Here is a 13,638-nt window from a genome sequence, read left to right on the forward strand (position 1 = left end):
TTGTTCTCCTAGGAGCACGCCTTCGTGGCGGGGTCTACGGCACGGCAGATATGGATTTCGGTCATCAGGCCACCGAAGTTCTCGGCATCGTTCGACAGGTGATCGAGATTCGGCGTGTACAGGTAAAAGATCTGGCCCGGCGCGTACTTCGTCGTGTCGCTCGCGTCGAGGAGCAAGTCGAGGGACTCGCCGCCGCCCAGCGTGATCGAGTTCGTGTAGTAGGTCATGTCGTTGCCGGCCATGTCGCGCAGCAGGCGCGCGTTGATCGCGATCACGTGCATCGGGATGCCCAGCGAGGCCAGCGTCTGGTACTCGCTCACGTCGAGATCCGAGATCCTGAGCAGCGCCCTGCCGCCCGCGGGAATGTTGATCAGCGCCGGCAACGGTTGCGAGAAGTGCGTCGTGCCGTCCGCGACCGGCGTCTGCATCGAACCCGCGGTGCCGGGAGCCGCCGTGTTCAGCGTGTCCGGATAGCTGCGCCCGTTCAGCAGGAAGTACTTGTCCTTCATGTCGGTGAACGGTTCCGGGTTGAACGTCATGCCGACGAAGTGGAAGTTCGGATCGAAGCCGTGTATCTGGAGCGGATACTCGACGTCGTAGGCGGTCGATCCGTCGCCGTCGTTGTACGCGTAGAGCGTGGGCGAGCCGCTCCTGTTCCTCGCATGCAGCATGCCGTTCGACTGCGGCAGCGGCGTCGAGCACAGGATGTCGTTGCCGCACTTCGTGCGCAGGTCGTTCTGCTGCTGCAACAGCGCGTTGTACAGCGACGCGCCGTAAGGCACGCGGTTCTGGCGCGGCCGCACGAAGATCTGGCCGACCATGCCCATCTGCAGGTGTTCCGGCGGCGTGATATGGCAGTGCCAGAAGTAGGTGCCCGCATCCGGCGCGAGGTAGTAATAGGTGAAGCTGCCGCCGATGTTGATCGCGACCGACGCGTCCGGCACGCCGTCGTAGAACGCCGACGCGTTCGGATAGCCGTGGAAGTGCACCGTGTGCTGCTCGAACAGATCCGGCCGCATGATCATCCCGACGTTGGTGAGCGTGAGGAAGAACTCGTCGTCTTCGTCGATGCCCATCGTCGGCGCCGGAATGTTGCCGTTCATCACGCCGACGTCCATGATCGGCCGCGGGTCGACATGTCCGTCCAGCTGGCCGGGCGGCGAGGATTCCGGATCGGGAACGAGGCCGACCGCGCCGTTGTAGGTCGGATCCGTGCGCGGATCGCCGACGGTGTTGAACGTCGACGCGAACTCGGTGCCGGGCAGTCCTCGCAGAATGTCGGAAATCCCCGACAATGGACCGAACGCGAACAGGTACGTCTGCGTGCCGTCGCCCATCGTCGCGTAGCCGTCGCCGCCGGAGATCTGCTGGCATTTGATGGCACCGTTCACGACGCCGGTCGGCGCGGAATTCTGTCCGGTGTTGGAGGGCCCGGTGTAGGCGGGCTCTCCGGCACCGGGCTGCAGCGCCGTCGGATGCAGCGTCGTGGTGGGCGGACACTGGACGCGGAACGACTGGGCGAATGAAGGAATGGCGAACAACAGCATCAGCAGTGCTGCAACACTGCCGACATACGCGCGGGTACTGGACATATGACCTCCGTCCCTGGGGCCAGTCAGCGCGATTCGCGCTGGAAGTCATGCGCTGATGCGAACGCGGGCCGGCCGGATCATGAGCGCTGCCCGTAGCTGAATTCTGGACAAGAGCGCTGTGCGCCGGGATGGGTCACCTCCCTACTTTTGCATAGGGGGGCCCCGGCGAGTGGGTGCGTCATGCTCAGTACGGCGGCGAGTGCGCGCGCGGCAACCGGCCGGGCGCGCGCGGCATCGGAGCGTCGAAGCGTCGGGAAATCGGGAAATCAGGAAATCGGCGAGTCGCACGGATTCGCGCGTGCCGGGGCTGCCGGGCGATCGGCTCGCCGGCCGCGCGGCGCATCATCGGGTCGCAGGCGGATGGACGGCCGGTTGACGGCGCATTCCGGAAATCGTCCCGGGCGCCGAAATTCATTAGAATCGTGGGCCGGGCAACCGGGCAGCGCCCCAACCGCGAACCTGGCTGTCTCGAAACGGCGGTCTTTCGGTCGCGGCGGACGGGGCCTTCTGCCGGACGACGGGCAAAAAAAAGCGCCACGGAGACCGTGGCGCTAAAAAAGTTCTAGCCATTCCGAGGGCCGTGCTAGAACCTGAGAGACTGCGCGAAACACCGTTGCCGGTTAAACTCCTGAAACGATGTTTCGAAAACGTGAGACATTCTTTCTGTTTCCGCCCGACAAGTCAAGCGGTATTTGCACCGTTTCCCGCACTTTCCGGCAAGGCTCATTTGAGCGCTTTCCTAATAAACCAAGGGTGAACCCGTAAAATATCATCCAATGAACGATTCACCCACGGAACATGCATCTTTTGACAATCATCCTACAATACCAACAAAACTGAAATCGAGTTTCGGAAATAGAGAGAACCCCTCGTGTCGACATCTGTAACGCCTCCCGCGCCCCGAGACCGCGAATCGTCGCCGGACGAGATCACCGCGCTCGCGCGCGGCCTCGCCGTGCTGCGCCGCATCGCGGCCGCCGACGCCCCGGTCAGCAACCGCGAGCTGACCGAATTGACGGGCATCCCGAAACCGACCGTGTCGCGCATCACGGCGACGCTCGTCAGCGCCGGCTTCCTGTTCCAGCTGCCCGACAGCGAGCGCTTCGTGCTGACCGCGTCGGTGCTGGAGCTGAGCCACGGCTTCCTGCGCAACTTCGACATCCGCGCGCGCTCGCGGCCGTTCATGATCGAGCTCGCCGAGCGCACGTCGCTGTCGGTGCACCTCGCGGTGCGCGACCGGCTCGACATGGTCGCGATCGACGTGATCCGGCCGCGCTCGGCCGTGCTCGTCACGCGCCTCGAGATCGGCTCGCGGATGGACATCGCGCGCACCGCGGTCGGCCGCGCGTATCTCGCGGCGCTGGAGGACGACGAGCGCCGCACGCTGCTCGACGCGCTGCGCGCGACGGCCGGCGACGACTGGCCGCACGTGTCGGCGCGCCTGAACCCCGGCCTCGAGGACGCGATGCGCGCCGGCCATGCGATCGCGATCGGCGAATGGCGCGAGGGGCTGAACGCGGTCGCGGCCGGGTTCGTCGGTCCGTCGGGCCAGCGCTACTCGGTGAACTGCGGCGGCGCATCCAGCCAGTGCCCGCCCGAATGGCTGCAGGAACACGTGGTGCCCGCGCTGCACGAATGCATCGCGAAAATCACCCGCGAGATCGGCGGGGCGCCGGCCCGGCGCAGCGCCGTGTAATCGATCCGTCATCGTCCCGTCGCGTTCTGTAACGACCGTAACCCGTTGAAAGATAGTCCGCTGGACTGTAACGGGGGCGGGACGTAGGATCATGCCCATCGTCGCGCCGCCTTCGCGGTGCGCACCGCTCTTTTCCCGCGCGGACCGGAAGGGCCCGGACCGAGCCGGCCCTCCCGGCACCGCATGCCCACGCGCCGCTCCACTTCCGTTTCCCGGCCCGCCGCGCCGCCTTCCTGACACAACACGATGGACAACCAACACAAGCCCACGCCCCCTTCGAAGGATCCCGCCTCCCCCGCCGCGCGCCGCCCGCGCCGCACGCTGGTGATCGGGACGCTCGCGGTCATCGTCATCGGCGGCCTGCTGTGGTGGCACCCATGGAACCGTGCGCAGGCCGATGCGGCGGCGGCAGGCAGCGCGGCCTCCGGCGCGAGCGCCGGCGGCGGCCATCGCGGCCGCGGCGGCCCCGCCGCCATGGCGAACGTTCCGCAGCCCGTATCGGTCGCGGCCGCCACGCAAGGCGAGATGCCGATCGTGCTGTCCGCGCTCGGCACCGTGACGCCGCTCGCGAGCGTGACGGTGAAGACGCAGCTGTCGGGCTACCTGCAGTCCGTCGCGTTCCAGGAAGGCCAGATCGTCAGGAAGGGCGACCTGCTCGCGCAGATCGACCCGCGCCCGTACCAGGTGGCGCTCGACAATGCCGAAGGCACGCATGCGCGCGACGCGGCGCTGCTCGCGACGGCCCGCATCGACCTGAAGCGCTACCAGACGCTGCTGTCGCAGGACTCGATCGCGTCGCAGACGGTCGACACGCAGGCGTCGCTCGTCAAGCAATACGAAGGAACGGTGAAGACCGACCAGGCGGCGATCGATTCCGCGAAACTGAACCTCACGTACGCGCGCATCACGGCGCCGGTGTCGGGCCGCGTCGGCCTGCGCCAGGTCGACCCCGGCAACTACGTGACGGCGGGCGACACGAACGGGATCGTCGTGATCACGCAGCTGCAGCCGATGAGCGTGATCTTCACGACGTCGGAAGACAACCTGCCGCAGATCGTCAAGCAGGTGAACGCGGGCCGGACACTGTCGGTCACCGCATACAACCGCAACAACACGGTGCCGCTCGAGACGGGTTCGCTCCAGACGCTCGACAACCAGATCGACACGAGCACCGGCACGATCAAGCTGCGCGCGACGTTCGATAACAAGGAAGGCCTGCTGTTCCCGAATCAGTTCGTCAACACGCGGCTGCTCGTCGACGTGCTGCGCAATGCGACGATCGTGCCGACGGCCGCCGTGCTGACGGGCTCGATCGGCCAGTTCGTGTACATCGTGAAGCCCGACAACACGGTCACGGTGCGCAAGGTCACGATCGGCCCGGTCGACGGCGAGCGCACCAGCATCGTCAGCGGCGTCGCGCTCGGCGAGCGCGTGGTCACCGACGGCTCCGACCGGCTGCGCGAAGGCGCGAAGATCTCGATCCCGGCCGACAAGCCGAAAGGCGCGTCGGGCGCGCACGGCGCCGGTGCGGCGTCCGGCGCCTCGGGCGCCTCGGGTGCGGCCGGCCACCGCGGCGGACACCAGCACGGCGCGTCGCAGGCAGCGGCCCCCGCGGCCCAGTAACGCGCGGACCGCTCGATGAATCCATCCCGCCTCTTCATTCTCCGGCCGGTCGGCACCGCTCTCCTGATGGCGGCGATCATGCTGGCCGGTCTCGTCGCGCTGCGCTTCCTGCCGCTCGCCGCGCTGCCCGAAGTCGACTACCCGACGATCCAGGTCCAGACCTTCTATCCGGGCGCGAGCCCGGAAGTCATGACGTCGTCGGTCACCGCGCCGCTGGAGCGGCAGTTCGGCCAGATGCCGTCGCTGAACCAGATGTCGTCGCAAAGCTCGGCCGGCGCGTCGGTGATCACGCTGCAGTTCTCGCTCGACCTGCCGCTCGACATCGCCGAACAGGAAGTGCAGGCCGCGATCAACGCGGCCGGCAACCTGCTGCCGTCCGACCTCCCGGCTCCGCCGATCTACGCGAAGGTCAATCCGGCCGACGCGCCGGTGCTGACGCTCGCGATCACGTCGAAGACCTTGCCGCTCACGCAGGTGCAGGACCTGACCGACACGCGCCTCGCGATGAAGATCTCGCAGATCGCGGGCGTCGGCCTCGTCAGCCTGTCGGGCGGCAACCGGCCGGCCGTGCGGATCCAGGCGAACCCGACCGCGCTCGCGCAGTACGGGATGAACCTCGACGACCTGCGCACGACGATCTCGAACCTGAACGTCAACACGCCGAAGGGCAACTTCGACGGCCCGACGCGGGCGTACACGATCAACGCGAACGACCAGCTCACCAGCGCCGACCAGTACAACGACGCGGTCGTCGCGTACAAGAGCGGCCGCCCGGTGATGCTGACCGACGTCGCGAAGGTCGTCTCCGGCTCGGAGAACACCAAGCTCGGCGCGTGGGTGAATTCGGCGCCCGCGATCATCCTGAACGTGCAGCGCCAGCCGGGCGCGAACGTGATCGCGACCGTCGACGCGATCAAGGCGCAACTGCCGAAGCTGCAGGAGACGCTGCCCGCCGCGCTCGACGTGCAGATCGTCACCGACCGCACGACGATGATCCGCGCGGCCGTGCGCGACGTGCAGTTCGAACTGCTGCTCGCGGTCGCGCTGGTCGTGCTGGTGATGTACCTGTTCCTCGCGAACATCTACGCGACGATCATCCCGAGCCTGTCGGTGCCGCTGTCGCTGGTCGGCACGCTCGCGGTGATGTACCTGGCCGGCTTCTCGCTGAACAACCTGTCGCTGATGGCGCTCACCATCGCGACCGGTTTCGTCGTCGACGACGCGATCGTGATGATCGAGAACATCGCGCGCTACGTCGAGGAAGGCGATTCGGGGCTCGATGCCGCGCTGAAGGGCTCGAGGCAGATCGGCTTCACGATCATCTCGCTGACGGTGTCGCTGATCGCCGTGCTGATCCCGCTGCTGTTCATGGGCGACGTGGTCGGCCGGCTGTTCCACGAATTCGCGATCACGCTCGCGGTGACGATCGTGATCTCGGCGATCGTGTCGCTCACGCTCGTGCCGATGATGTGCGCGAAGCTCCTGCGCCATTCGCCGCCGCCCGAGAGCCACCGCTTCGAGGCGCGCGTGCACCAGACGATCGACCGGGTGATCGCGCGCTACGCGGTCGCGCTCGAATGGGTGCTGAACCGCCGGCGCTCGACGCTCGTCGTCGCGCTGCTGACACTCGCGCTGACCGCCCTGCTCTACGTCTACGTGCCGAAGGGCTTCTTCCCCGCGCAGGATACCGGCGTGATCCAGGCGATCACGCAGGCGCCGCAGTCGATCTCTTACGGCGCGATGGCCGAACGCCAGCAGGCGCTCGCGGCCGAGATCCTGAAGGATCCGAACGTCGCGAGCCTGACGTCGTTCATCGGTGTCGACGGCAGCAACATCACGCTGAACAGCGGCCGGATGCTGATCAACCTGAAGGCGCGCGACGCACGCGCCGAGTCGTCCGCCCAAATCATCCGCGACCTGCAGCAGCGCGTCGCGAACGTGACCGGCATCACGCTGTTCATGCAGTCGGTGCAGGACCTGACGATCGACTCGACCGTGAGCCCGACGCAGTACCAGTTCATGCTGACGAGCCCGAACCCGGACGAATTCGCGACCTGGGTGCCGAAGCTCGTCACGCGGCTGCAGAAGGAAGCGTCGCTCGCCGACGTCGCGACCGACCTGCAGAGCAACGGCCAGTCGGTCTACGTCGAGATCGACCGCGCGAGCGCCGCGCGCTTCGGCATCACGCCGGCGACCGTCGACAACGCGCTGTACGACGCATTCGGCCAGCGCATCGTGTCGACCATCTTCACGCAGTCGAACCAGTACCGCGTGATTCTCGAGTCGGCGCCGAAGGAGCAGCATTACGCCGAATCGCTGAACGACATCTACCTGCCGTCCGCGGGCGGCGGCCAGGTGCCGCTGTCGTCGATCGCGTCGTTCCACGAACGGCCGTCGCCGCTGCTCGTCGCGCACCTGTCGCAGTTCCCGTCGACGACGATCTCGTTCAACCTCGCACCGGGCGCGTCGCTCGGCGAGGCCGTGAAGGCGATCGGCGCCGCCGAGAAGGACATCGGCCTGCCCGGCTCGTTCCAGACGCGCTTCCAGGGCGCGGCGCTCGCGTTCCAGGCATCGCTGTCGAACCAGCTGTTCCTGATCCTCGCGGCGGTCGTCACGATGTACATCGTGCTCGGCGTGCTGTACGAGAGCTACATCCACCCGATCACGATCCTGTCGACGCTGCCGTCGGCCGGCGTCGGCGCGCTGCTCGCGCTGATGATCACGGGGCATGACCTCGACATCATCGGGATCATCGGGATCGTGCTGCTGATCGGCATCGTGAAGAAGAACGCGATCATGATGATCGACTTCGCGCTCGAGGCCGAACGGGTCGAAGGCAAGCCGCCGCGCGAGGCGATCTACCAGGCATGCCTGCTGCGTTTCAGGCCGATCCTGATGACGACGCTCGCCGCGCTGCTCGGCGCGGTGCCGCTGATCGTCGGCGCCGGCGCGGGTTCCGAGCTGCGCCAGCCGCTCGGGATCGCGATCGCGGGCGGCCTGATCGTGTCGCAGGTGCTGACGCTGTTCACGACGCCGGTGATCTACCTCGGCTTCGACAACCTCGCGCGCCGCGTGCGCGGCTGGTTCGAGCGGCACGGCCCCCACGCCGGCAAGCACACGGGGGCGTAAGCGTTGAACCTGTCGCGCCCCTTCATCACCCGCCCCGTCGCGACGACGCTGCTCGCGCTCGGCGTCGCGCTCGCGGGCCTGTTCGCGTTCATCAAGCTGCCGGTGTCGCCGCTGCCGCAGGTCGACTTCCCGACCATCTCGGTGCAGGCGTCGCTGCCCGGCGCGAGCCCCGAGACCGTCGCGACCAGCGTGACGAGCCCGCTCGAGCGGCACCTCGGCTCGATCGCCGACGTCAGCGAAATGACGTCGACCAGCACGGTCGGCAACGCGCGGATCATCCTGCAGTTCGGGCTGAACCGCGACATCGACGGCGCCGCGCGCGACGTGCAGGCCGCGATCAACGCGGCGCGTGCCGACCTGCCCGCGTCGCTGAAGAGCAACCCGACGTACCGCAAGGTCAATCCGGCCGACTCGCCGATCATGATCGTGTCGCTCACGTCGGATACGTCGTCGCCCGCGAAGCTGTACGACGCCGCGTCGACGGTGCTGCAGCAGTCGCTGTCGCAGATCGACGGGATCGGCCAGGTGTCGCTGAGCGGCTCCGCGAACCCGGCCGTGCGCGTCGAGCTCGAACCGCATGCGCTGTTCCACTACGGAATCGGCCTCGAGGACGTGCGGGCCGCGCTCGCGTCGGCGAACGCGAACAGCCCGAAGGGTGCGATCGAGTTCGGCCCGAAGCACTACCAGCTCTATACGAATGACCAGGCCTCGCAGGCGTCGCAATACCGCGACCTGGTCGTCGCCTACCGCAACGGCGCGGCCGTGCGGCTGGCCGACCTGTCCGAAGTCGTCGACGGCGTCGAGGACCTGCGCAACCTCGGCTTGTCGAACGGCAAGCGCGCGGTGCTCGTGATCCTGTACCGCTCGCCCGGCGCGAACATCATCGAGACGATCGACCGCGTGCGTGCGGCGCTGCCGCAGCTCACCGCGTCGCTGCCTGCCGACATCACGGTCACGCCGGTGCTCGACCGTTCGACGACGATCCGCGCGTCGCTGAAGGACACCGAGCACACGCTGCTGATCGCGGTCAGCCTGGTCGTGATGGTCGTGTTCCTGTTCCTGCGCAACTGGCGCGCGACATTGATCCCGAGCGTCGCGGTGCCGATCTCGATCATCGGCACGTTCGGCGCGATGTACCTGCTCGGCTTCTCGATCGACAACCTGTCGCTGATGGCGCTGATCGTCGCGACCGGCTTCGTCGTCGACGATGCGATCGTCGTGCTCGAGAACATCACGCGCCACATCGAGAACGGCAAGCCAAGGTTGCAGGCCGCGTTCGACGGCGCGCGCGAGGTCGGCTTCACGGTGCTGTCGATGAGCATTTCGCTCGTCGCGGTGTTCCTGCCGATCCTGCTGATGGGCGGCATCGTCGGACGCCTGTTCCGCGAATTCGCGCTGACGCTGTCGCTCGCGATCGCCGTGTCGCTCGCGGTATCGCTCACGGTCACGCCGATGATGTGCGCGCGCCTGCTGCGCGAGCCGCACGACGTGCAGGAGGAAGGCCGCCTCGGGCGCTTCCTCGAGCGCTTCTTCGCGCGGCTGCAGCGCGGCTACGAGCGCTCGCTGTCGTGGGCGCTGCGTCGTCCGCTGCTGGTCCTGCTGATCCTGTTCGCGACGATCGGGCTGAACGTCTATCTGTACATCATCGTGCCGAAGGGCTTCTTTCCGCAGCAGGACACCGGGCTGATGATCGGCGGCATCCAGGCCGACCAGTCGACGTCGTTCCAGGCGATGAAGCTGAAGTTTTCCGAGATGATGCGGATCGTGCAGAGCAACCCGAACGTGCAGAGCGCCGCGGGCTTCACGGGCGGCGCCCAGACCAACTCGGGCTTCATGTTCGTCACGCTGAAGGACCGCACCGAGCGCAAGCTGTCGGCCGACCAGGTGATCCAGCAGCTGCGCAAGCCGCTGGCCGACGTTGCAGGCGCGCGCACGTTCCTGCAGGCCGCGCAGGACATCCGCGTCGGCGGCCGGCAGAGCAACGCGCAGTACCAGTTCACGCTGCTCGGCGATTCGAGCGCCGAGCTGTACAAGTGGGGGCCGCTGCTGACCGAGGCGCTGCAGAAGCGTGCCGAGCTCACCGACGTGAACTCCGACCAGCAGCAAGGCGGCCTCGAGGCGATGGTGACGATCGACCGCGCGACCGCCGCGCGGCTCGGCATCAAGCCCGCGCAGATCGACAACACGCTGTACGACGCGTTCGGCCAGCGCCAGGTCTCGACGATCTACAACCCGCTGAACCAGTACCACGTCGTGATGGAAGTCGCGCCGAAATACTGGCAGAGCCCGGAGATGCTGAACCAGGTGTGGATCAGCACGTCGGGCGGCAGCGCGAACGGCTCGCAGACGACCAACGCGGCGGCCGGCACCTTCGTCGCGACCTCGGCCGGCACGTCCAGCGCCGGCACGGCCGCCACCAGCGCCGCGGCGATCGCGTCCGATTCCGCGCGCAACCAGGCGCTGAACTCGATCGCGTCGAGCGGCAAGTCGAGCGCGTCGTCGGGCGCGGCGGTGTCGACGTCGAAATCGACGATGATCCCGCTGTCCGCGATCGCGACCTTCGGCCCGAGCACGACGCCGCTGTCGGTCAATCACCAGGGCCTGTTCGTCGCGACGACGATCTCGTTCAACCTGCCGCCGGGCGTGTCGCTGTCGCAGGCGACCCAGGTGATCTACCAGACGATGGCGCAGATCGGCGTGCCGCCGACGATCGTCGGCAGTTTCCAGGGCACCGCGCAGGCGTTCCAGCAATCGCTGAACAACCAGCCGATCCTGATCCTCGCGGCGCTGCTGGCCGTCTACATCGTGCTCGGGATCCTGTACGAGAGCTACATCCACCCGATCACGATCCTGTCGACGCTGCCGTCGGCCGGCGTCGGCGCCCTGCTCGCGCTGCTGCTGTTCAAGACCGAGTTCAGCATCATCGCGCTGATCGGCGTGATCCTGCTGATCGGCATCGTGAAGAAGAACGCGATCATGATGGTCGACTTCGCGATCGACCAGACGCGCAACGGCCGCAAGTCGTCGTTCGATGCGATCCACGAGGCCTGCCTGCTGCGCTTCCGGCCGATCATGATGACGACGATGGCGGCACTCCTCGGCGCGCTGCCGCTCGCGTTCGGCCACGGCGACGGCGCCGAGCTGCGCGCGCCGCTCGGGATCGCGATCGCCGGCGGCCTGATCATGTCGCAGATGCTGACGCTCTATACGACGCCGGTCGTCTATCTGTACATGGACCGGCTGCGCGTGTGGGCCGAGAAGCGCCGCAACCGCCGCGGCAATTCGGGCGGGGCGGCGGTGGCCGGCGAGTAAGCGGATAACGGCGGCAAGCGGCCGCATCACGCGGCCGCTCGACGTGCTTGCACGCCGGCGGCGATCGACTATCGTGTGTCCATGCCCACCCTCGCGCCCCTTCCCGGGGACCCGCCATGAACGTCCAGCTGAACCATACGATCGTCTGGTGCCGCGACAAGCACGCGTCGAGCCGCTTCCTCACCGAGCTTCTGGAACTGCCGGCGCCGACGCCGTTCGGCCCGATGCTGGTGGTCCCGCTCGACAACGGCGTGTCGCTCGATTTCTACGAAAAAGAGGGAGAGATCACGGCCCAGCATTACGCGTTTCTGACCGACGAAGCCGGCTTCGATCGCGTGTATGCGCGCATTCGCGAGCGCGGGCTGCCGCACTGGGCCGATCCGGCGAAGCGGCAGGCCGGTGACATCTACCGCCACAACGGCGGGCGCGGTGTGTATTTCGACGATCCTGACGGTCACTTTCTCGAAGTGATGACGCAACCGTACGTGCTGAACGGATAGCGGGACGCGCCGGCCGGTGTTGCACCGGCCGACGGGGTGACGCGGGCGGCGCCCTCGGTCGGACGCCGCTCGGCCCTGAAGCCGTTACTCGGCGGCGGGCGCCGTCTTGCGCGGACGGCGGGCGCGGGGGGCCGTCTTGCGGGCCGGTTTCTTCGGCTTGGCGGCGGTCGCCGCGTCACCCGCCGCTTCGCCGGTCGATTCGCCGGTCGATTCGGCAACCGGTGCGGCCGGTGCCGTTTCGCGCGATGGCTGCGCGACAACCGCCGAAGCACCGTACTCGCCGGCCGTCGGCGCCGCGTGCTGCGCTGCGACGTGCCGGTCGTCGCCGTACTCCGCGTCGCGATGCGCCGCTTCGGCGTGCTTGCCTTCCGCGTGCTTGCCGCCACCCTGCTTCGCGCCGCCGTGCGCCGCATCGTCCGGCTGCGCCGCCGCGTGGCGGCCAGCCGCCTTCGCACCGGCGCCCTTCTTCGCGCCGGTCTTCTTCGCCGCGCTCTTGCGCGCGCGCTTGCGGCCGTCCTTCGCGTCACCGTGCGTGTCGGCCGCTTCGGCGGCTTCGGCCGTCGCTGCCGGCACGATCGCCGCTTCGCTCATGACATCGGCAACGGTCGTCTCTTCCACGTCGACCTGCATGCTTTCCTGCACGGCCGCGGCCGCCTGCTGCCCGCGACGCCGCGGCTCGCGCCCGGCCGGTGCAGCCTCCGCATGACGCCCGCCATGACCATGGTGCGCACCGCCCGTATCCCGTGCCGCCGCCACCGGCTCCGCCGCAACCGGCTGGCGCGGCCGCGACACGAACGCGCCCGACTTGTCGTCGCGCCCCACTTCGAGCAGGCCGCGCGCCTGCGCTTCGTCGAGCAGGTTGCCGAACGCGCGGAAGCCGTAATACGACTCGTTGAAGTCCGGCTTGCGGCGCTTGATCGCGCTCTTGAGCACCGACGCCCAGATCTTGCCGACGTCGTCGCGCTCGGACGCGAGCGCGTCGAAGGTCTCGACCGCGAGCGCGATCGCCTCGCTGCGGCGCGCTTCCAGCTCCGGCTTGCGCGACGGCTCGTCGGGGCGCTTCGCGCCGCCGTTGCCCGTGCGCTGCTGTTCGCGCTTGGCCAGCGTGCGCTGCTGCTCGCGCACCAGGTCGTCGTAGAAGATGAATTCGTCGCAGTTCGCGACCAGCAGGTCCGACGTCGACTTCTTCACGCCGACCCCGATCACCTTCTTCGCGTTCTCGCGCAGCTTCGACACGAGCGGCGAAAAATCCGAGTCGCCGCTGATGATCACGAACGTATCGACGTGCGACTTCGTGTAGCAGAGATCGAGCGCGTCCACCACGAGCCGAATGTCGGCCGAGTTCTTGCCCGACTGGCGCACGTGCGGAATCTCGATCAGCTCGAAGCTCGCCTCGTGCATCGACGCCTTGAAGCCCTTGTAGCGCTCCCAGTCGCAATACGCCTTCTTCACGACGATGCTGCCCTTCAGCAGCAGCCGCTCCAGCACGGGCGTGATGTCGAATTTCTCGTACTTCGCGTCGCGCACGCCGAGCGCGACGTTCTCGAAGTCGCAGAACACGGCCATGCTGACGTTGTCCAGGGGTAATGCCATGTGTACTCCAACCGGTTGGCCGCCGCGTTGTATTGCGTGGCGGCGAAAAATGCATCGCGCACATGATAGCCGGTCGGCGGGTCGATCCCGCAATCCATGCGCGCGGCGGCGTGCCGACGGGGCCCGGCACGGCCGCGCCGGCACGCCTCGGACGGTACAGCCCCAATTACCCGCGCGCCGCCGGCCCAAATCG

General features: G+C 67.6%; 7 protein-coding genes. 5 read left to right on the forward strand and 2 right to left on the reverse strand.

Features of this window, described 5'->3' with window-relative positions; all coding sequences use genetic code 11:
* Positions 1 to 8: 8 nt before the first annotated feature.
* Positions 9 to 1,592 (reverse strand): multicopper oxidase family protein, encoded by a 1,584-nt coding sequence (locus DIE21_RS32240; protein ID WP_124501473.1) that lies wholly within the window; start codon positions 1,590 to 1,592, stop codon positions 9 to 11.
* Between the two features lie 871 nt (positions 1,593 to 2,463).
* Here DIE21_RS32240 and DIE21_RS32245 point away from each other — a divergent pair.
* From DIE21_RS32245 to DIE21_RS32265, 5 genes are all read left to right on the forward strand, one after another.
* On the forward strand, positions 2,464 to 3,288 hold the full coding sequence (locus tag DIE21_RS32245) for an IclR family transcriptional regulator (RefSeq protein ID WP_124501474.1): 825 nt from the start codon (positions 2,464 to 2,466) through the stop codon (positions 3,286 to 3,288).
* A gap of 246 nt (positions 3,289 to 3,534) precedes the next feature.
* Complete coding sequence (locus DIE21_RS32250) at positions 3,535 to 4,911, forward strand: MdtA/MuxA family multidrug efflux RND transporter periplasmic adaptor subunit (RefSeq protein ID WP_124501475.1); 1,377 nt, start codon at positions 3,535 to 3,537, stop codon at positions 4,909 to 4,911.
* Between the two features lie 15 nt (positions 4,912 to 4,926).
* Positions 4,927 to 8,040, forward strand: coding sequence for an MdtB/MuxB family multidrug efflux RND transporter permease subunit (locus DIE21_RS32255; protein WP_124501476.1), 3,114 nt, complete (start codon positions 4,927 to 4,929; stop codon positions 8,038 to 8,040).
* A 3-nt stretch (positions 8,041 to 8,043) separates the two neighbouring features.
* Positions 8,044 to 11,352, forward strand: a complete 3,309-nt coding sequence (locus DIE21_RS32260) for an efflux RND transporter permease subunit (RefSeq protein WP_124501477.1) — start codon at positions 8,044 to 8,046, stop codon at positions 11,350 to 11,352.
* Positions 11,353 to 11,468: 116 nt separating this feature from the next.
* Positions 11,469 to 11,852 carry a VOC family protein gene (locus tag DIE21_RS32265; RefSeq protein WP_409364663.1) on the forward strand — a complete coding sequence of 128 codons (384 nt, stop codon included), beginning with the start codon at positions 11,469 to 11,471 and terminating at the stop codon, positions 11,850 to 11,852.
* Positions 11,853 to 11,936: 84 nt separating this feature from the next.
* Here the strand turns inward: DIE21_RS32265 and DIE21_RS32270 are convergent, their stop codons facing one another.
* Positions 11,937 to 13,445, reverse strand: a complete 1,509-nt coding sequence (locus DIE21_RS32270) for an NYN domain-containing protein (RefSeq protein ID WP_124501479.1) — start codon at positions 13,443 to 13,445, stop codon at positions 11,937 to 11,939.
* Positions 13,446 to 13,638 lie beyond the last annotated feature (193 nt).

The organism is Burkholderia sp. Bp9140 (genome assembly GCF_003853425.1).
Classification (GTDB): domain Bacteria; phylum Pseudomonadota; class Gammaproteobacteria; order Burkholderiales; family Burkholderiaceae; genus Burkholderia.